This is a genomic window from Alloalcanivorax balearicus MACL04, from assembly GCF_025532145.1.
GTDB lineage: Bacteria > Pseudomonadota > Gammaproteobacteria > Pseudomonadales > Alcanivoracaceae > Alloalcanivorax > Alloalcanivorax balearicus.
Genome location: NZ_ARXS01000007.1, coordinates 87,231 through 105,160 on the forward strand (window position 1 = coordinate 87,231; position 17,930 = coordinate 105,160).

The 17,930-nt window shown below is 60.7% G+C and carries 20 protein-coding genes; 17 read left to right on the forward strand and 3 right to left on the reverse strand.

Annotated features, from left to right (window positions below; genetic code table 11):
- Window positions 1-11: 11 nt before the first annotated feature.
- The 10 genes from nrdR (at window position 12) to paaZ (ending at window position 9,219) form a co-directional block, all read left to right on the forward strand.
- Entirely contained in the window at window positions 12-497 is a 486-nt protein-coding gene (gene nrdR, locus MA04_RS08170; protein ID WP_163123511.1) for a transcriptional regulator NrdR, read from the forward strand.
- Complete coding sequence (gene ribD, locus MA04_RS08175; RefSeq protein ID WP_262460069.1) at window positions 494-1,612, forward strand: bifunctional diaminohydroxyphosphoribosylaminopyrimidine deaminase/5-amino-6-(5-phosphoribosylamino)uracil reductase RibD; 1,119 nt, start codon at window positions 494-496, stop codon at window positions 1,610-1,612. The genes nrdR and ribD overlap by 4 nt, the downstream gene beginning before the upstream one ends.
- 110 nt (window positions 1,613-1,722) lie before the next feature.
- Entirely contained in the window at window positions 1,723-2,169 is a 447-nt protein-coding gene (locus tag MA04_RS08180) for a VOC family protein (RefSeq protein WP_063140347.1), read from the forward strand.
- 131 nt (window positions 2,170-2,300) lie between these two features.
- Window positions 2,301-2,918, forward strand: coding sequence for a hypothetical protein (locus MA04_RS08185; RefSeq protein WP_063140346.1), 618 nt, complete (start codon window positions 2,301-2,303; stop codon window positions 2,916-2,918).
- Between the two features lie 414 nt (window positions 2,919-3,332).
- Complete coding sequence (paaA, locus tag MA04_RS08190; protein WP_262460070.1) at window positions 3,333-4,328, forward strand: 1,2-phenylacetyl-CoA epoxidase subunit PaaA; 996 nt, start codon at window positions 3,333-3,335, stop codon at window positions 4,326-4,328.
- 25 nt (window positions 4,329-4,353) lie between these two features.
- The gene (gene paaB, locus MA04_RS08195) at window positions 4,354-4,635 is read left to right on the forward strand and encodes a 1,2-phenylacetyl-CoA epoxidase subunit PaaB (protein ID WP_262460071.1); all 282 of its coding nucleotides are present in this window, start codon (window positions 4,354-4,356) and stop codon (window positions 4,633-4,635) included.
- 11 nt (window positions 4,636-4,646) lie between these two features.
- On the forward strand, window positions 4,647-5,417 hold the full coding sequence (gene paaC / locus MA04_RS08200; protein ID WP_262460072.1) for a 1,2-phenylacetyl-CoA epoxidase subunit PaaC: 771 nt from the start codon (window positions 4,647-4,649) through the stop codon (window positions 5,415-5,417).
- Window positions 5,404-5,943: a 1,2-phenylacetyl-CoA epoxidase subunit PaaD gene (paaD, locus tag MA04_RS08205; RefSeq protein WP_262460073.1), complete on the forward strand. Its 540-nt coding sequence runs from the start codon at window positions 5,404-5,406 to the stop codon at window positions 5,941-5,943. Before paaC ends, paaD begins: the two co-directional genes overlap by 14 nt.
- A gap of 17 nt (window positions 5,944-5,960) precedes the next feature.
- On the forward strand, window positions 5,961-7,037 hold the full coding sequence (gene paaE / locus MA04_RS08210; protein WP_262460074.1) for a 1,2-phenylacetyl-CoA epoxidase subunit PaaE: 1,077 nt from the start codon (window positions 5,961-5,963) through the stop codon (window positions 7,035-7,037).
- A gap of 124 nt (window positions 7,038-7,161) precedes the next feature.
- Entirely contained in the window at window positions 7,162-9,219 is a 2,058-nt protein-coding gene (gene paaZ / locus MA04_RS08215; RefSeq protein WP_262460075.1) for a phenylacetic acid degradation bifunctional protein PaaZ, read from the forward strand.
- A gap of 274 nt (window positions 9,220-9,493) precedes the next feature.
- Here paaZ and MA04_RS08220 read toward each other — a convergent pair whose 3' ends face one another.
- On the reverse strand, window positions 9,494-9,889 hold the full coding sequence (locus MA04_RS08220; RefSeq protein ID WP_262460076.1) for a VOC family protein: 396 nt from the start codon (window positions 9,887-9,889) through the stop codon (window positions 9,494-9,496).
- A gap of 30 nt (window positions 9,890-9,919) precedes the next feature.
- A complete protein-coding gene (locus MA04_RS08225) occupies window positions 9,920-10,120 on the reverse strand; it encodes a hypothetical protein (protein ID WP_262460077.1) in 201 nt (66 codons plus the stop codon).
- A 146-nt stretch (window positions 10,121-10,266) separates the two neighbouring features.
- Between MA04_RS08225 and MA04_RS08230 the strand changes: the two genes are divergently transcribed.
- The 4 genes from MA04_RS08230 (at window position 10,267) to MA04_RS08245 (ending at window position 14,657) form a co-directional block, all read left to right on the forward strand.
- Window positions 10,267-11,151: an AraC family transcriptional regulator gene (locus MA04_RS08230; protein ID WP_262460078.1), complete on the forward strand. Its 885-nt coding sequence runs from the start codon at window positions 10,267-10,269 to the stop codon at window positions 11,149-11,151.
- Window positions 11,152-11,328: 177 nt separating this feature from the next.
- Window positions 11,329-13,038 (forward strand): tannase/feruloyl esterase family alpha/beta hydrolase, encoded by a 1,710-nt coding sequence (locus MA04_RS08235; RefSeq protein WP_262460079.1) that lies wholly within the window; start codon window positions 11,329-11,331, stop codon window positions 13,036-13,038.
- A 48-nt stretch (window positions 13,039-13,086) separates the two neighbouring features.
- Complete coding sequence (locus tag MA04_RS08240) at window positions 13,087-13,554, forward strand: OsmC family protein (RefSeq protein WP_262460080.1); 468 nt, start codon at window positions 13,087-13,089, stop codon at window positions 13,552-13,554.
- Between the two features lie 290 nt (window positions 13,555-13,844).
- The gene (locus tag MA04_RS08245) at window positions 13,845-14,657 is read left to right on the forward strand and encodes a helix-turn-helix transcriptional regulator (protein ID WP_262460081.1); all 813 of its coding nucleotides are present in this window, start codon (window positions 13,845-13,847) and stop codon (window positions 14,655-14,657) included.
- Between the two features lie 20 nt (window positions 14,658-14,677).
- Here MA04_RS08245 and MA04_RS08250 read toward each other — a convergent pair whose 3' ends face one another.
- Complete coding sequence (locus MA04_RS08250; protein ID WP_262460082.1) at window positions 14,678-15,355, reverse strand: GntR family transcriptional regulator; 678 nt, start codon at window positions 15,353-15,355, stop codon at window positions 14,678-14,680.
- Window positions 15,356-15,561: 206 nt separating this feature from the next.
- Between MA04_RS08250 and MA04_RS08255 the strand changes: the two genes are divergently transcribed.
- The 3 genes from MA04_RS08255 to MA04_RS08265 are packed head-to-tail and all read left to right on the forward strand — an operon-like array spanning window position 15,562 to window position 17,883.
- Window positions 15,562-16,332: a glucose 1-dehydrogenase gene (locus MA04_RS08255; RefSeq protein ID WP_262460083.1), complete on the forward strand. Its 771-nt coding sequence runs from the start codon at window positions 15,562-15,564 to the stop codon at window positions 16,330-16,332.
- A gap of 45 nt (window positions 16,333-16,377) precedes the next feature.
- A complete protein-coding gene (locus MA04_RS08260) occupies window positions 16,378-17,148 on the forward strand; it encodes an SDR family NAD(P)-dependent oxidoreductase (protein ID WP_262460084.1) in 771 nt (256 codons plus the stop codon).
- 45 nt (window positions 17,149-17,193) lie between these two features.
- Entirely contained in the window at window positions 17,194-17,883 is a 690-nt protein-coding gene (locus MA04_RS08265; protein WP_163125472.1) for a histidine phosphatase family protein, read from the forward strand.
- Window positions 17,884-17,930 lie beyond the last annotated feature (47 nt).

Sequence of the window (17,930 nt, forward strand, 5' to 3'; positions counted from 1 at the left end):
CTGGTCTTCCCATGTACTGTCCTTTTTGCGGCGCGCAAGATACCAAGGTGATCGATTCGCGGCTGGTGGCCGATGGCGGCCAGGTGCGGCGTCGTCGTGAGTGTCTGAGCTGCAACGAGCGGTTTACCACCTTTGAGACCGCCGAACTGGTGATGCCGAGGGTGATCAAGTCCGACGGTACCCGTCAGCCGTTCGATGAGAACAAGCTCCGTGCCGGCATGCAGCGGGCACTGGAGAAGCGTCCGGTGAGCGTGGAGGATCTGGAAGCCGCCATCAGTCGCATTTGCCATCAACTGCGGGCCACCGGTGAGCGGGAATTGCCGGCGCGGGAGCTGGGGGAATTCGTCATGGAGGCGTTGCAACAGTTGGACGACGTGGCCTATGTGCGCTTCGCCTCGGTCTACCGCAGCTTCCAGGATATTTCCGAATTCGCCGCCGAAGTGGATCGATTGCGAAGCCGGGCTGGTGATAAAAAGGACGGCAAGGACGGCGGATGAGCGATTCGGCCTTTGATCAGCACTGCATGATCCGGGCCCTGCAACTGGCCCGGCAAGGACTTTATACCACCGACCCCAACCCGCGCGTGGGCTGTGTACTGGCCAAGGGCGGGCAAATCGTCGCCGAGGGCTTCCATGCCCGTGCCGGCGAACCTCACGCGGAACGTCATGCCCTTGCCGCCGCCGGTGCCGGAGCGCGCGGCGCCACCGCCTATGTCACTCTGGAACCTTGCTCCCACACCGGCCGTACCGGGCCCTGCGCCGATGCTCTGATCGAGGCTGGCGTGATCCGGGTGGTGGCGGCCATGGAGGACCCGAATCCTCAAGTGGCCGGTAATGGTTTTAGCAAGTTGCGCGCCGCCGGCATCCAGGTGGACGTGGGTCTGCAAGAGAGTGAAGCCCGGGCACTTAACCCTGGCTTTATCCGCCGCATGCGGGGTGAACGGCCCTGGGTGCGCATCAAGGTGGCCGCCAGTGTGGACGGCCGCACCGCCATGGCCAGCGGCGAATCCCAGTGGATCACCGGCCCGGAGGCCCGCGAGGACGTGCAGAGGCTGCGCGCGCGCAGCTCGGCGGTGATCACCGGCATTGGCACGGTGCTGGCGGATCGGCCTTCCTGCACCGTACGCGCGGACCAGTGGCGATTGGGCGAATACGGCTCCGATCAGGTACGGCAACCCTTGCGGGTGATCCTCGACCGGCGCCTGCGCACGCCGGTGGACGTCCCCGTGGTCACCGCCGCCGGGCCCTGCCTGGTCGTCGGCGGCGAAGCCCATCCCGAACGGCAACGTGCCCTGGAAGCGGCCGGCGCCGAAGTCATGCACCTGCCCAGCTCCGGCTCCGGCGTGGATCTGAAAGCGTTGCTGGCGGACCTGAGCAGGCGGGAATGCAACGAAATCCTGGTGGAATGCGGCGCCACCCTGGCCGGGGCCTTCGTCCGCGAAGCGCTGTTCGACGAATTGATTGTCTACATGGCACCGGCGCTGCTCGGCACCGACGCCCGTGGCCTGCTCTCCTTGCCGCTGGTACGCATGGCGGAAAAAGTATCCCTGCGCTGGGCCGATGTGCGGCAATTGGGTAACGATCTGCGGCTGACGCTGGTGCCGGAATCTTGATTTGCCATGGCCGCCTCCTGAATTCGGGGAGATGGGTCCTATGAAATCAGAGGTCACTACAAGGCCGCTGTGGGAACCTGCCTTGGCAGCGAATAGCCTGGAGCTGATGTATGCATGAAGCCGGCGGACAAGGGGTGAATCACATAACATTCTCGGTCTCCGACCTGGACCGCTCCCTGATGTTCTACACTGATATTGTCGGCATGACCGCCATCGTACGCTGGGATGGCGGTGCTTACCTTCGCATCGGTGACAACTGGATTTGTCTGTCCCTGGACAGCCAGACCCGAGAAGACCCTTTAGCGGAATACTCCCATATTGCCTTTTCCCTTCCCGAAGCGGCGTTCCAGGAAAAGGCCAACCGGCTGAATCACTACGGCATCCCTCTCTGGAAAGACAACCGCAGCGAAGGCGACTCCCTTTATTTCCTCGATCCCGACGGCCATAAGCTGGAGTTTCATTGCGGTGATCTGGCATCCCGTTTGAGAGCGCTGAGGGGGAGGCCATATCCGGGCATGCGTTGGTTGTTGGACGATCCTCAGGGCGATTTATTCTGATTTGAATGCAGGGGCGTTTAGCGACTTATCATAAGATAGTGGGGCAGAGCGCCACGGTCGGCCCGGCCAGGTAAGTAATGGCTACGGTTTTGCGATGTTCCGAACTGTCGAAAAAAGTGGTGGGAGGGAGTATGAGCAAGCATGCATCGCGGGCCCACCCCCGGACCTGGGAAAGGGCGTTGGCTTGTTTCGCCGGTTTGTTGGCTGTCGTGGCTTCGGCTGCTCCTGCCACGGTCGCATCGGAATCGGTGAAAGCGTCGAGTGGATTTGTTTGGAGCGCGCAGAAGGCGATAGTGGATGTCGCGTCGCCGGAGGGCAAACGGCAGCTTGGTGCCTTGTTGCAGGAGGCACACGAAAAGACAATTCTCTATCTCGACTGGACCCTGCTGAATGCGGCGCAAACGAGATGGGGGCGGGCTGTTGGGCGCGACGACGAGAAAACGGTGACCGACGACACTGTTTGCGGGAATATCGAGCGCCAGGCGTCTCAGCCCGGCGGCATCGTGATATCCGGCAAGCCGGATCCAGAAAACAATCATTTGTTGTTCGAGATGACCTTGGATTTGACCCGCGGCGAGCCCTTTGCCCGTGCTCGTTGTGAATACGCGAAAAGCCAGGTCGCGCTGCGACTGAGGGGCTTCTTCTATGTCACGGATATGGGAACCGCGACAGCCAACGATCTGGAGCTCAGCCCCATCTCTGTTCCTGCTCACGCCCTGCCCGCAGCGTTTTTGTCGTATCTCAGATAAATCTAACCTCAGCGGTTCCCGACGTTGCCCACTGGCTGACTCCCTCCTCCTTCCCGGATTGATATGCGCCGGTCCGGATGCCCGGCCGGCGCTTTGCTGTGCGTGAAAAAAGTCACTGTGGACGGTGGTAATGATGATACCGCCAAAGAGTCCATGGTTTGGTTCTTTGTTGTTGGCGATGCTGTATCGGATTGAGAGGTGGATGAGGCCTGGGTGTTCATGCGGAGAGTTGGTTTTTTTGCAGATAATATATCATAACTACATGATTTATAAGAATAAAAATAATGGATAGCATAATAAGTGAGTTTTCCTGTAAAACATGACACATAAACTGATTCTTGACATAAATTTATGTGTCATATGATACTGCATCCATGGGTGGCACCACCGCCACGACGGAGCAGGGAGAACCTCATGTACGCACAGCAGGTGGATACCGGCGCCAAGCGCCTGAAAAACCTGGAGGAGATGAGTCCGGAAGAGAGGCACTTCCAGGAGAAGGTGGATGCGGAAGTGCGCATCGAGCCGAAGAACTGGATGCCCGAAGGCTACCGCAAGACGCTGATCCGGCAGATCTCGCAGCATGCGCATTCCGAGATCGTCGGCATGCTGCCGGAAGGCAACTGGCTGACCCGGGCGCCGACCTTGAAGCGCAAATTGCAGTTGATGGCGAAGATCCAGGACGAGGCCGGCCACGGTCTGTACCTGTACAGCGCCATGGAGACCCTCGGCGCCGACCGTGACGAGGAAATCGAAAAGCTGCACCGTGGCGAGGTGAAGTTCTCCTCCATCTTCACCTATCCGACGCTGACCTGGGCTGACATGGGCGCCATCGGCTGGCTGGTGGACGGCGCCGCCATCGTCAACCAGGTGCCGCTGCAACGTTGCTCCTACGGACCCTATGCCCGCGCCATGATCCGCGTGTGCAAGGAAGAGAGTTTCCACCAGCGCCAGGGCTACGAAATCCTGCTGACCATGATGCGCGAGGGCACCGACGAGCAGAAAGCCATGGTCCAGGACGCCATCAATCGTTTCTGGTGGCCGTCGCTGATGATGTTCGGTCCCTCCGACGCCAACTCGCCGAACTCCGCCCAATCCATGGCCTGGAAAATCAAACGCCACGGCAATGACGAACTGCGTCAGCGCTTTCTTGACCAGACCGTGCCGCAACTGGAGTTCCTTGGCTGCACCGCGCCGGACCCGGATCTGAAATGGAACGAGGAAACCGGCCACTACGACTTCGGCGAAATCCAGTGGCAGGAATTCTTCGACGTACTCAAGGGCCACAGCCCATGCGGTGTCGAGCGCATTCAACAGCGCAAAAGCGCCATCGACGAAGGCCAGTGGGTGCGCGACGCCGCCGTGGCTTATGCCCGGAAGCAGAAACAGAAAGCGAAAAGCGCCGCCTGAACTGAATCAACCCATCGAGACGAACATGGCTGACTGGACCCTCTACGAAGTTTTCGTGCGCAGCAAGCACGGCCTCAATCACAAACACGTGGGCAGCGTGCACGCCGCTGACGCCCAAATGGCGTTGGAAAATGCTCGTGAGCTGTACACCCGCCGAAGTGAAGGCGTGAGTCTCTGGGTGGTACCCGCCGAGCAGATCACCGCCAGCGCCGGCGACGAGAAAGAGCCCTTCTTCGACCCGACCGACGACAAGGTCTACCGCCACGCCAGCTTCTACAAGCTGCCCCCTGAAGTGGATCAGATGTGAGGAGCGCGACCATGACAAAGGCTTTCTCCGACACCCGGAACGCGCTGGCCGAATACCTGTTACGCCTGGCCGACACCGATATGGTATTGGCGCAGCGGCTCTGCGAATGGTGCGGCAACGCCCCGGCGCTGGAAGAAGAAGTGGCGATGATGAACGTGGGCCTTGATCTGCTCGGTCAGGCGCGCAACTGGTACGACTACGCCGCCGAACTGCTCGACGACGGCCGCGATGCCGATCATCTGGCGTTCCGCCGCAATGAACGGGAATACCGCAATCTGCTGATCGCGGAGCAACCGCGCGGTGATTACGCCGTCACCACCGCCAAGCAGTTCCTGTTCGACATCTGGCATCACCAGGTACTCTCCCGGCTCACCGAATCCAGTGACGAACGCATCGCCGCGGTCGCCGCCAAGGCCCTCAAGGAAGCCACCTACCACCGCCGCCGTTCCACCGAATGGATGCTGCGGCTGGGGCAGGGCACCGAGGAAAGCTATCGCCGTCTCACCGATGCGGTGCAAAACCTGTGGCGCTTCACCTATGAACTCACCGACACCGACGCCCTTGAAGATCAACTCGCTGAAGCGGGCATCGGCGCCGGCAACGTGGGCGATGCCTGGCGCACTGAGGTGGCTCGGGTGTTCAGCGAAGCCGGCCTGGAGCAGCCGGAACCGGCGCGCCACTTCTACATGGACGGCAAGAACGGCAAGCACACGGAGCACCTTGGCTTTTTGCTGGCCGAGATGCAGTACCTGCAACGGGCGTACCCCGATGCAACCTGGTGAGTTGATCTTCCGTGAGCGGGCTGCGTTCACCGGAACGCCCCTGGGTGAGGCGGATCTCGAGCGCGCCTGGGACTGTCTGGCGGAGGTAATGGACCCGGAAGTGCCGGTGGTCAGCGTCGTCGATCTCGGCATGATCCGCGCGGTGGCGTGGCAAGAAGGCCACTTGCACGTGCAAGTCTCGCCCACCTACTCCGGCTGCCCGGCCACCGAGGTGATCGAGCGCGATGTCAGAGACGCGCTGGAGCACTTTGGTTTTCACAGCCCGCGAATCGAGCGAGTGCTGGCGCCGGCCTGGACCACGGACTGGATCACCGACCAGGGCCGCGAAGCGCTCAAGGCCTATGGCATCGCGCCACCGCCGAAAGGGCAGGCCCGCGAGACATTGCGTGATCCGGGCCCGGCGGCCTGCCCGCATTGCGGCAGCGCTCGCACCGAACAACTCAGCGAATTCGGCTCCACCGCGTGCAAGGCGCTTTACCGCTGCCGTGACTGCCTGGAGCCGTTCGACTACTTCAAGTGCCTTTAAAAAGAAGAGCGCCTGACATGAACCAATTTCATTCATTAAAAATCCGCGAAGTGCGACCGGAAACCCGGGAGGCGGTGTCCATCGCTTTCGATATCCCGTCGGAACTGGCCGACGCGTTCCGTTTCACCCAGGGCCAGCACCTGATCGTTCGTACCCATATGGACGGCGAGGAAGTGCGTCGTTCTTACTCGATCTGCACCGGTGTCAACGACAGAGACCTGCGTGTGGCGGTGAAAAAAGTACCCGGCGGCCGTTTCTCCGGCTTCGCCAACGGCGAACTGAAGGAAGGCGACACTCTGGAGGTCATGCCGCCCAGTGGCCACTTCTACATCGACCTGGACCCGGAGCGGGAAGCCGAGTACCTGGCGGTGGCCGCCGGCAGCGGCATCACGCCGATTCTGTCGATCATCAAATCCACCCTGGAAACCGAACCGAAAAGCCGCTTCACGCTGCTTTATGGCAATCGCTCCAGCAACTCAACCCTGTTCCGGGAAGCGCTCAGCGACCTGAAAAATGCCTACCTCGGCCGCCTGAACATCATTTATCTGTTCAGTCGCGAGCAACAGGACGTGGATCTCTACAATGGTCGCCTCGACGCGGATAAGTGTGACGCCATCTTCTCCCGCTGGCTCGACACCCCGAAGCTGCACGCCGCCTTTCTCTGCGGCCCGCAATCCATGACCGAAACCGTGCGTAATCGTCTTGTCGCCAATGGTCTGGAAAAAAGCCGGGTGCATTTTGAATTGTTCGGTGTGGAAGGGCAGACGCAACGTCCCCATCGGCGTCCGGAAGAGGTTTCCGCGCACGAGGCCAGGACGGAAGTCACCATCATCGCCGACGGCCGCGAAGTGCGCGTTGAATTGCCCCGTGACTCCAAGAACATCCTTGATGCCGCCAACGAGCAGGGCGCGGACCTGCCGTTCTCCTGCAAGGCCGGCGTCTGCTCCACCTGCCGTTGCAAGGTGGTGCAAGGCGAAGTGGAAATGGACAACAACTTTGCTCTGGAGGACTACGAAGTCGCCGCCGGCTACGTGCTCTCCTGCCAGAGCTACCCGATCACCGACAAGGTAGTCCTCGACTTCGATCAGCCATAAGGCATCGCTGGCAGAGCCCGCTCCCACAAGAGAGCCAAGGAACTCTGTTTTTGGGAGCAGGTCTTGCCAGCGAATGAGCGGCCGAGGCCGCGAACATCCAACCGATTAAAACAGGAGCCACGCCATGACCGTTCTCCAAAGCTACCTCGCCGGCCAATGGTTCGGCAGCCAGGCCGCCAAACCCCTGGCCAGCGCCATCAACGGCGAAATCGTTGCCCACACCCACGGCGATACCCCGGACTTCGCCGCCGCCGTGCACTACGGCCGCACCACCGGCGTCAAAGAGTTGCTCAAGCTGGACTTCCAGCAACGGGCCGCCCGTCTCAAGGCCATGGCGCTTTACCTGCAAGAGCACAAAAAAGAACTCTACGCACTCTCGCGCCATACCGGCGCTACCAAAGGCGACAACGCCTTCGACATCGACGGCGGCTTCGGCACCCTGTTCGCCTACGCCAGCATGGGACGCAAGGAACTGCCCTCCGGGAATGTCCTCCATGAAGGTCCGGTGATGCCCCTCGGCAAGAACAACCACTTTGCCGGTACCCACATTCTGGTGCCACGCCGGGGTGTGGCCGTGCACATCAACGCCTTCAACTTCCCGGTCTGGGGCATGCTGGAAAAATTCGCCGGCAACTTCCTCGCCGGCATGCCCTGCATCGTCAAACCGGCCACCGCCACCAGTTACCTCACCGAAGCCTGCGTGCGCCTGATGCAGGACTCCGGCGCGCTGCCGGACGGCGCTCTGCAACTGGTCATCGGTGGCACCGGGGATCTGCTCGACCAGCTCGACGAACAGGACATGGTCACCTTCACCGGCTCGGCCAGCACCGCCCGCAAACTGCGCGCGCACCCGAACATCATTAACCGCTCCATTCCCTTCAATGCGGAAGCAGATTCTCTCAATGGTGCCATCCTCGCCCCCGACGTCACCCCGGACGACGAGGAATTCGAGTTGCTGGCCAAGGAAGTGGTCCGCGAAATGACCGTCAAAGCCGGCCAGAAATGCACCGCCATCCGCCGCATCCTGGTGCCCGAGCAGCATATAGACGCCTTCGCCGAACGCCTGATCCAGCGCCTGGAAAAAATCACCCTCGGCGACCCGGACGAAGAAGGTGTGCGCATGGGCGCGCTCGCCTCCCTGGACCAGAAAGAAGATGTGGCCGCCGCCGTCAACGAGCTGCTCAACACCAGCGAATGTATTTTTGGCGGCAACGGTGACCCGCGGCCTGTCGGCCAAGGCACCGACAAAGGCGCCTTCTTCGGTCCGCGCCTGCTGCGCAGCACCGACCCCCACGCTGACGGTGGCGCCCACGACATCGAAGCTTTCGGCCCGGTCAGCACCCTCATGGGCTACGGCGATCTCGATGAAGCCATTGCCCTGGCCGACAAAGGCAAAGGCAGCCTGGTCACCACCTTCGCCACCAAGGACCCGCGGAACGCCGCTCGCGCCATCCCCGTGCTTGCCGCTCGCCACGGCCGCCTGCAGGTGCTCAACGCCGAATCCGCCAAAGAATCCACCGGCCACGGCGCGCCCCTGCCCATGCTCAAACACGGCGGCCCTGGCCGCGCCGGCGGCGGTGAAGAACTCGGTGGCATCCGCGCCGTACACCACTACCTCCAGCGCACCGCCATTCAGGGCTCTCCGTCCATGCTCGCCGCTGTCACCGGCGAATACGTGCGCGGTGCCGAGATGCTCGAAACTGAAGTGCACCCCTTCCGCCGCCACTTCGACGACCTCGCCATCGGCGAATCCCTGCTCACCCACCGCCGCACCGTCACCGAAGCCGACATCGTCAACTTCGGCTGCCTCTCCGGCGACCACTTCTACATGCACTTCGACGAAATCGCGGCGAAGGACTCCCAGTTCGGCAAACGCATCGCCCACGGCTACTTCCTCCTCTCCGCCGCCGCCGGCCTGTTCGTCTCCCCGGCACCGGGCCCGGTCCTCGCCAACTACGGCCTCGACATCCTGCGCTTCATCAACCCCGTCGGCGCCGGCGACACCATCCGCGCCCGCCTCACCTGCAAACGCAAAATCGACCAAGGCAAAGCCGGCCCCGACGGCACGCCGCAAGGCGTGGTGGTCTGGGACGTGCAGGTCACCAACCAGAACGACGAACTGGTTGCCAGCTATGACATTTTGACGCTGGTGGCGAAGAAGAAAGGGGATGTCAAAGGCTGATTCCGGTCAGCTTTTTCCCAAGACTGATGACTTGCCGCCCCTCACGGGGCGGTTTTTTTTGATCCTCTCGGTGTTCGCGTGGCATATGCGGGCGAAGACAATGTAATGTGCAATTTTTTACTTTTATGTGTTTTTACTGACCCGCCAACGAGAAACATTCCCTGTGACATAGTTGAGGTTTTGGCGGCTAAGTTGGATCAGGCGCGCCCATTAGTGGTGGCTTGACCCTGGTATCCTGCAGAGGTCATTCGATTTCCTTCGCACGCTCCAGGGCTCAGTGTTGCCAGCTTTTGTAGACGAACTCCAGGCTGTAGCCGTCCGGGTCGAGGACATTGGCGGCGTAATAGCGCGGGTCGTAGTGCAGCCGGGCACCCGGTGCGCCGTTGTCGGTGGCGCCGGCGGCCATCGCTTCGGCGTAGGCGGTATCCACCGCTTCCTGGCTGTCAGCGACGAAACCGATGTGTGCCGCGCGGGCATCGACGGAGCCTTGGCGCAGCCAGAAGAACATGCGGCCATTGGCGCCAAAGCCTTTCAGGTCCGGGTGCCCCGAAGGGCCGTCCTGGCCGTCGTAGTCGTGCCGATTGACGATGCCCAGGGGCGCCAGCGCCCGGGTGTAGAAAGCGATGGATCGATCAAGGTCGCTGACCGATAAAAAGACATGATCCAGCATCGGATTGCTCCTGTTTTGTCGCGTATGAGATCAGATGATGTAGCCGCCGGCCACCTCAATGGACTGGGCGTTGACCTGGATCCGATGCTCACCGAATTCCTTGGCCATATAGCGGGTCGGCACTTCCCGGCCGCCCTTGAAAGTGGCGTAGGGCGCCACTCCCGCTGTGGCTACCCGGGCGGTGGCGGCGCCGATGCCGCGGCTGCCGCCGGTGATCATTACGGTGCTCATTGCAGGCTCCTTTTATATCGTGCTTGCCATTACGTGCCTGCAAGATAGGACGGTGGCGAAGAACGGGCCCATCCGTTCCTGCCGGAAACCTGCCTGTTTCTGCTTTTCGGTTTGTGCCGCTCCCGTCTCTGGCGTCCAATGAAGTCATGAAAGAAGCTCTGAACGAACTCCGGGCACTGACCGCCCATGCACAAAATCGCCGCACCGAGACCGGTATCCCTCGGGTGGCGATGGTCCAGGGCGCCATTCCCGAGCACCAGCTGGCCGCTGTGTACGATCCGATGATCAATCTGGTTTTGCAGGGCAGTAAGTCGATGACTGTGGGCGGGAAAACCTTGCACTACGATCCGGCCACTTATTTTGTCATGTCGGTAGACCTCCCCGCGGCGGGGGTGGTACGCCCGGCGCCGACCGGCGAACCTTATCTGGCCGTGAGTCTGACCCTGGATTCGCGGATCCTCGAGGGGCTGCTTTCGGATCTGCCCGATTCTGCCGGGCGGGATGGCCAGGAGACCGGCTTTTCGGTGGCGGCGGTGACGCCGGAGTTGCTGGATGCCTGGGTGCGGTTACTGCGACTGATGACGCGGCCTGATGATATCCCCGCGCTGGCGCCCGCCTACGAGCGCGAAATCCTCTATCGTGTGCTGCAAGGGCCGATGGGCTGGATGCTGCGGGATATCGCCACGCCGGACACCGCTCTGGCGCGGATGAATCGGGTGATTCAACGTTTGCGCCGGGATTACGCCCGGCCTTTGCGCATGGAAGACCTGGCCAAGGAAGCGGCCATGAGTGTGTCCGCGTTCCATCGTCATTTCAAAGCGGTGACCACACTCAGCCCGTTACAGTATCAGAAGCAGTTACGCTTGCTTCAGGCGCGCACGCTGTTGGTGGCCGCCGGCTACAGCGTCACCGCCGCCGCCCACGAAGTGGGCTATGAGAGCCCCACTCAGTTCAGCCGCGAGTATGCCCGGGTATTTGGCCAGCCTCCCTCGAAGGACACCGCGAGAATCGTCGCCGGAATACGAGGATAGCCGGGGCCTCGCCCGGTGCCTGCGGCGTTTGAGTGAACATGCGACGAAAAAGACCTATGATCCCCAGACACCCTGTTCGTGGCTTGCTGTCCGGCAGCATCATCGAATTGGCCATGCGAGGGGGAGTAAACAACACAAGTATCACCCATCAAATAATGACAAAACCGGGAGAGCAGCATGAAAACAAGAAACGGCCTGACAAGGCTGGGTATGGCGCTATTCGGGATCTCCACCGTCGCTCTTGTGAGCTGCGGGGGTGACGGTAGTGATTCACACGCGCAACGGCCGATGTCCTGTGATCAGCTGGTCGGCTTGGCGATTCCGGCCGACGCCATGGAATTATCCACCTCCGGCGGTGAGGTAACGGCGGCGGAAGTGGTCGAGGCCAGCGGTGCTGGCGCGGCGGCGGTGCCGGAGCATTGCCTGGTGTCGGGGCGCATTGCGCCGGTGGATCCGCAAGCGCCGGACATTCAATTCAAGGTGGCGTTGCCCACCGAGTGGAATTCGAAAGTGCTGATGTTTGGCGGTGGCGGTTTCAATGGCTCTATTCCGGCGATCACCGGCGATATATCCCAGGGGGCACCGGATCAGCCGACGCCGCTGGGCCGGGGCTACGCCACCTTCGCCAGCGATTCCGGGCACCAGGCCAATGAGTACGGTTCCCAAGATGGTCGCTGGGGTTTGAATGACGAGGCGGTGCGCAACTTTTCCGGCGAGGCGCTGAAGAAAACCCGTGATGCGGCTATCTTTGTGATCGAGAAGCGCTACGCCAGCGAACCAACCCAAAGCTATTTTGCCGGCGGCTCCACCGGTGGCCGTGAGGCGCTGACCAACATCCAGCGCTGGCCGGACGATTGGGATGGCGCCATCGCCTGGTATCCGGCCTGGAACAACGTGGCCGCGCTGCTTGCCGGGCAATACCTCAGCCGGGCTCTGGCGGAACCCGGTGCTTACCCGGATTCTGGCGAACGCCAGACATTACTCGATGCTTCCCTGGAAGCCTGCGATGCGTTGGATGGGGTCGAGGACGGCCTGATCAGTGACCAGCGTCAATGCAACGAGACCTTTGATCCGGCGACCGCGATGGTGGGTGGCAATGATCTGCGTTGTCCGGGTGGCGCCGACGACGGCGACCATTGCCTGTCCGACGCTCAGATTGAGGCGTTGAACGCCATGAATGACGGCGTCGACTTCAATTTTCCGCTGGCCAGCGGCGAAACCGGCTATCCCGGCAGCAACGTCTGGGGCGCGGATCTTGGCATCACCACCATCGATACGCCGGTGCAGCCCACGGTGGTCTTTCTCGCATTGGGAACCGCGCAGCCGGTGCAGCCGGATATGCCCCGCAACGCGCCTTACCTGAGCGTGCTGGTGGATCAGTGGGTGAAGTATTCGGTGGCGGGTGACGCGGATTTCAATTCCTTTGAGTTGGACCCGATCAACCCAGAGCAGCAGTACGCGGAACGGATCAGCGAACTGAGCGGTATGCTTAATTCCGGCACCGATATCTCGGCCTTCGCCGACCGGGGTGGCAAGCTGTTGCTGGCGCATGGGCTGTCGGATGTGCTGGTCAGCTCCCGGGCCACGGAAATCTACTACCAGCGGCTGTTGGAGCAGATGGGGCAGGAAAAGGTGGATTCCTTTGTGCGCTATTACGAAATCCCGGGATTCGGCCACGGCGCCAGCTCGCATTTCCACGCCACCTGGGATTCCCTGACCGCCCTGGAAAACTGGGTGGAGCAGGATGTGGAGCCTGAAAATCAGGTCACCATGGACCTGATCGGCGCACCGGGCCGCACCCGGCCGCTATGCGACTATCCGGCGTGGCCCCGTTATGTGGACGGTGGTGACCCGATGTCGGCATCGTCGTTCGAGTGTGTCGAGTAATACAGTGCAGGGTCAAAGCGAGTATCCATAATCCCGTCAGGAGGAGAGATGGCCGAATACAGCGCCACCATTCAATGGCGCCGCCAGGACCGGGAAGCCTTCAGCGATAACCATTACAGCCGCGCCCATGAATGGATGTTCGACGGCGGGGTGACGGTGCCGGCATCGGCGTCGCCGCACATCGTGCCGTTGCCGTATTCGGTGGCCGAGAACGTGGATCCGGAGGAGGCGTTCGTGGCGGCGTTGTCCAGTTGTCACATGCTGGTGTTCCTGGGCATCGCCGCCAAGCGGCGCTATGTGGTGGATCGCTACATCGACGAGGCTGTCGGTGTGATGGCGGAGAATGGGGCTGGCAAGTTGGCGGTGGCCCGGGTGACATTGCGTCCCCGGGTGGTGTTCTCCGGCGATCGCCGGCCTTCGCCGGAGCAGATCGAAAAACTGCATCATCTGGCCCATGAGGAGTGCTTCATTGCCAATTCGGTGCGCACCGAGGTGGTGACGGAGCCGCGTTTCTGAGCAAGGGGCACTCCTCGCCGGGTGCCCTTGATCCAAGCTGAATTTCCTTGCCAGTTGAGTCCCGTGAGCGGTCGCATGGGCGTAAGAGCGTGATTTCGGCTTTGCGATCACGCAATACCCCGGTGGGGCTGGCGTCGCAAGGGTATGTTTCATTTTTAAAATCGTCAGACGAAAAGGTTGACAATATTAAGAGCGGAGCCTAATTTTCAAAGTCCGAAAAAAACGTGAAGTCATCTCAGTGTGGCCAGGTCCGGCCCGTTCCTGAGTTTCTCGATGGTGGGGACGCAGATATGCAGAACAACATCGATGAAGAAAAAATCATGTTCGTCACCCAGGACAGGGTGTTCTATCTCGGCCTGGTGGGGCGCCGAATGCGCGCTCGCCGAATGGGGGCGGCCAGTCTCTATGTGGCCCCTGAAGGTGGCTTTCAGCTTAAGGTTGGCAACCAGCCCTGGGAGGACAGAGCGCTGGCGTTGCTTCCGCCTTATTGCCCCCATCAAGTGATGTCTTCGTGCGGCAAGATTATCAACATTCTAATCGAACCCGAGCATGTGTCGGCCGGTGCCCTGTCGAAAGTGATGGAGCGTTTAAACCGCCCCGGAGAGCATAACGATCTGGTGACCCGGATTCGGCAGGCGCCCCATCGGTTGCGGGCTGTGCCCGATGCGGAATCGTTGAGCCCGCAAAGGTTTGATCACTTGGTCATGGGGTACAGCATCGACGGCCGGGTTCTGGATCCTCGTATTGAGGCTGCGCTGGATGACTTCATTACAGAGGCGTGGCGAAATGAGCTGTCGGCCGCCGAATACGCACGTGGTATCGGGTTGTCAGCGTCGCGCTTTCTGCACTTGTTCAAAGAGGAAACGGGAACATCGTTTCGTAATCATCGAATGTGGAAGCGGGCGCGCGCCTTTCTCTACCATGCCAACCGCACTGGCAGTTTGACCGACCTGGCATTTGATCTGGGTTACCCTGATTCCAGTCACTTCAGCCATTCGATCCGTAAAACTTTCGGTCTGAAGCCACGCTCCATCCGGCTGGGCTCCCGGGATCTGAAGATCGTCTCCGCCTCTACGTCCGTTTCATCCTGCCCTGCCTGGTGAGCGAGGCGCATTGAGTCGGATTACTCCGGAAAAAAAGGTAGGGTGGATGACGCGATCCGGGCAATGTAATGACGGGTGATTTTTTCGGCTTTCTCGGCGTCGCCGCGAAGAACGGCGCGGGTAATACCGCGGTATCCCCGGACTCTTTCGGCGGGCGCCAGAATAGAGCGGTTCCTGATCAAATGCACTTGAAGGCGCGGCAGAATGCGGAGTATCTCTTCGTTCTCACCGATATCGACCAGGGCTCGAAAATAGCGGTTGCGGTGCTGCAAAAACGCGAAATGACCGTCGCCTTCAGAATGATTGGCGATCGCCTGGAAATGCGTTTCAAGTCGCTCCTTTTTTTCCTTGCTGTCCATGTTGGCGGCGGCCTGTCGGGCGACCAGGCCCAGCATCACTTCGGTAATAGCGAACAGATTGGAGGCCTCGCGGCGGGTCAGTTCGCGGATACGCGCGCCACGGAATGCGTAGGAGACGACGATGCCGTCCGCGGTCAATTGTTTGAGGGCCTCGCGAACGGTGCTTCTGCCCACCCCATAGTGCTTCACCAGATCCGGTTCCACCAACCGCTGGCCGGGAACGTAGCGGCCTTCATAAAGCCCCCGGATAACATCACGGACGATAGCCATGGACGCGCTGTGTGGATCCGGTTTGCTCTCCGCTGGCGTAAGGCGGGCGAGGTCTTCCTTCTTGGGCATGGGTTGAGGTCCTCTTCTATATTCTGCGCAAGGTACCTTCTTTTGCGCTTTGGCGCCAAGCAATCCCCCCTGAGCATGACAGGTCCTCCCATCAGCAACTTGAGTCGAGACGCTGACCGCTCGGCACAAGTTTGCTGATTGGCTGTAATGCTAATCTGATCCCGGTTACCGCTATCCGGGCGGTGGCTTGATACAGGAGGAAGAGCGTGACGGATCCTTCTCGAATGTTTCGTCTGGACGGCAAAGTGGCACTGATTACCGGGTCCACCAAGGGGCTCGGCCTGGCGACCGCCAAGGTGTTGGCCGGGGCCGGAGCCCATGTGGTGATCAGCAGCCGCAAACCCGATGAATGCCAGTCGGTGGTGAAGGCACTCAAGGAAGAAGGTCTGAGCGCGGAAGCGCATCCCTGCCACATAGGCAAACTGGAAGAGATCGACACCATGGAAGCCCATCTCGGTGATGTTCATGGCGGTTTGGATATTCTAGTCAACAATGCGGTACTGAGTCCTTTGCGCTCGATTGAAGACACTGATCCGGGCTTGTTCCGAAAGACAGTAGAGGTGGATCTTCAGGGGTACTGGTATATGTCCGTGGCCGCCACCCGTCTGATGAAGATGAAAAATGGCGGCAGCATCATCAACGTGGCCTCGGTGGCGGCGTTACATCCGGACAAAGGGTTGGCGCTTTACTCGACATTGAAAACAGCCCTGATCGGTATGAGCCGTTCCTTTGCCCTGGAGTACGGCGAGGACGGTATCCGCGTGAACACGATACTGCCCGGTTTGTTCGAGACTCAGCTGGCGGAAAAGTACAGCGACGAGGACAGGGGTAAAATGTATCGGACGATGTGCCTGCCCCGTCTTGGCCGGCCCGAGGAGATCGGCTATGCAGCCCTCTACCTGACATCTCCGGCCTCGGCGTTCGTAACCGGAGCCAGCCTGGTGGTAGACGGCGGCTTGTCCGTGGCTTTGATGTAGGGCGCCGTTGCGGCGTTCTTATCGTAATCGGAGCGGGAGAATTCAATGAGAATCAGTGGCGCCAATATCATTGTCACCGGGGGAGGCAGCGGTATCGGTCGGGCGTTGGCCCGAGCCTTCGCCCGGCATGGGGCTGCCAGCGTTGTCGTTGCGGACCGGGACGAATCCGCCGCCATGGCCGTGGCGGACGAAATCAACGGGCGGGCTTGTCAGGTCGATGTGGGATCCCCGGTGTCGATGGCGCGTTTGATCGAGATGGCCGAGCAGGACGGGCCGGTGGATCTGTTTTGTTCCAATGCGGGCATTACCGTGCGCGGTGGCGTCGATATTTTCGAGCAGGAGTGGCTTCGGATCTGGCAGGTAAACGTAATGGCGCATGTGGAATGCGCGAAACGGCTGCTGCCCGGCATGCTGGAAAGAGGATCAGGGTACTTCCTCAACGTGGCCTCGGCGGCGGGGTTGCTGTCCCAGTTTGATGCGCCCTACGCGGTAACCAAACACGCAGCGGTGGCCTTCGCCGAGTGGCTTTCCATAACCTACGGGGATCAGGGGATCGGCGTCAGTTGCCTGTGCCCCGGCGGCGTGGATACGCCGCTGTTTCGCGCTGAAAGCGCGGCCCGACAGGACGCCATGGGCGAAGGGCTGCTCAGCCCGGACCAGGTGGCGCAGGTGGCCATTGATGGGGTGCTGGAAGATCGCTTTCTGATACTGCCCCATAAGGCGGTCCGTGAGCAGATGGTGCGCCGGGCCCAGGATACGGACCGCTGGGTCCGCGGGATGCGAAAATTCTTCTCATCCGTGTATGACAAAGAATAACCTCATTAAACGGGCGGAATCGCCGCAATAGGGGCAGTGTATTTCATGGGACGTATTTTCATGGTTCGCCATGGACAGGCGAGCTTGCTGGATGGAGATTACGACAAGCTTTCGGAGCTCGGGGTGGCGCAAGCCGGTGAAACCGGACTGGCTCTACAGCGCCGGGGTATTTCACCCGACATCATTGTGTCCGGCAATCTGAAGCGTCAGAGCGAGACGGCTCGGTATGCCGCGGTGGCGGCACAATGGTCGACATCGTTGGAGAAAGATGGGGACTTCGATGAGTATCGCCACGAAGATATGTTCGTACCGGCGTTCCCGCAGTTCTCGAGTCATGCGTCGCTGGCGGAACATGTGTCGAAACAAGAACACCCCAGGCGGGAATTTCAGCGTCTTTTTGAGCAGGCCTTCGTGTCCTGGGTGGCAGGTCATGGTCGCGGCGAAGGGACCCGCTGGACCGACTTTCGTAGCCGTGTTCTGCAGGCAGCTTTAAGGGTCGCGAAGCGGCTCGGTGCCGGCCAGAGCGCCATGGTGGTGACATCGGGTGGGGTGATCGCCGCGATTACCCAGACGTTGCTGGATCTGCCGGATGAGCATGTTCTGCGTCTCCACAATCCGATCTACAATGCGTCGGTGACCCGCTTGATAAGCAAAGGTGAACAGCTGATTTTCAGCGGCTTCAACGATGTTACGCATCTTGAAGTACTGGGCCGCGACTGGGTGACATACCGTTAAATGGCGTTGCCCCAGCACTGAGTTCAGTATGACGGCGTTCGCCGGGT

What these genes read in the sequence shown, in the direction of transcription:
- nrdR (WP_163123511.1), top strand. Translation starts at nt 12, where the DNA reads ATGTACTGTCCTTTTTGCGGCGCGCAAGATACCAAGGTGATCGATTCG.
- ribD (WP_262460069.1), top strand. Translation starts at nt 494, where the DNA reads ATGAGCGATTCGGCCTTTGATCAGCACTGCATGATCCGGGCCCTGCAA.
- MA04_RS08180 (WP_063140347.1), top strand. Translation starts at nt 1,723, where the DNA reads ATGCATGAAGCCGGCGGACAAGGGGTGAATCACATAACATTCTCGGTC.
- MA04_RS08185 (WP_063140346.1), top strand. Translation starts at nt 2,301, where the DNA reads ATGAGCAAGCATGCATCGCGGGCCCACCCCCGGACCTGGGAAAGGGCG.
- paaA (WP_262460070.1), top strand. Translation starts at nt 3,333, where the DNA reads ATGTACGCACAGCAGGTGGATACCGGCGCCAAGCGCCTGAAAAACCTG.
- paaB (WP_262460071.1), top strand. Translation starts at nt 4,354, where the DNA reads ATGGCTGACTGGACCCTCTACGAAGTTTTCGTGCGCAGCAAGCACGGC.
- paaC (WP_262460072.1), top strand. Translation starts at nt 4,647, where the DNA reads ATGACAAAGGCTTTCTCCGACACCCGGAACGCGCTGGCCGAATACCTG.
- paaD (WP_262460073.1), top strand. Translation starts at nt 5,404, where the DNA reads ATGCAACCTGGTGAGTTGATCTTCCGTGAGCGGGCTGCGTTCACCGGA.
- paaE (WP_262460074.1), top strand. Translation starts at nt 5,961, where the DNA reads ATGAACCAATTTCATTCATTAAAAATCCGCGAAGTGCGACCGGAAACC.
- paaZ (WP_262460075.1), top strand. Translation starts at nt 7,162, where the DNA reads ATGACCGTTCTCCAAAGCTACCTCGCCGGCCAATGGTTCGGCAGCCAG.
- MA04_RS08220 (WP_262460076.1), bottom strand. Translation starts at nt 9,889, where the DNA reads ATGCTGGATCATGTCTTTTTATCGGTCAGCGACCTTGATCGATCCATC.
- MA04_RS08225 (WP_262460077.1), bottom strand. Translation starts at nt 10,120, where the DNA reads ATGAGCACCGTAATGATCACCGGCGGCAGCCGCGGCATCGGCGCCGCC.
- MA04_RS08230 (WP_262460078.1), top strand. Translation starts at nt 10,267, where the DNA reads ATGAAAGAAGCTCTGAACGAACTCCGGGCACTGACCGCCCATGCACAA.
- MA04_RS08235 (WP_262460079.1), top strand. Translation starts at nt 11,329, where the DNA reads ATGAAAACAAGAAACGGCCTGACAAGGCTGGGTATGGCGCTATTCGGG.
- MA04_RS08240 (WP_262460080.1), top strand. Translation starts at nt 13,087, where the DNA reads ATGGCCGAATACAGCGCCACCATTCAATGGCGCCGCCAGGACCGGGAA.
- MA04_RS08245 (WP_262460081.1), top strand. Translation starts at nt 13,845, where the DNA reads ATGCAGAACAACATCGATGAAGAAAAAATCATGTTCGTCACCCAGGAC.
- MA04_RS08250 (WP_262460082.1), bottom strand. Translation starts at nt 15,355, where the DNA reads ATGCCCAAGAAGGAAGACCTCGCCCGCCTTACGCCAGCGGAGAGCAAA.
- MA04_RS08260 (WP_262460084.1), top strand. Translation starts at nt 16,378, where the DNA reads ATGAGAATCAGTGGCGCCAATATCATTGTCACCGGGGGAGGCAGCGGT.
- MA04_RS08265 (WP_163125472.1), top strand. Translation starts at nt 17,194, where the DNA reads ATGGGACGTATTTTCATGGTTCGCCATGGACAGGCGAGCTTGCTGGAT.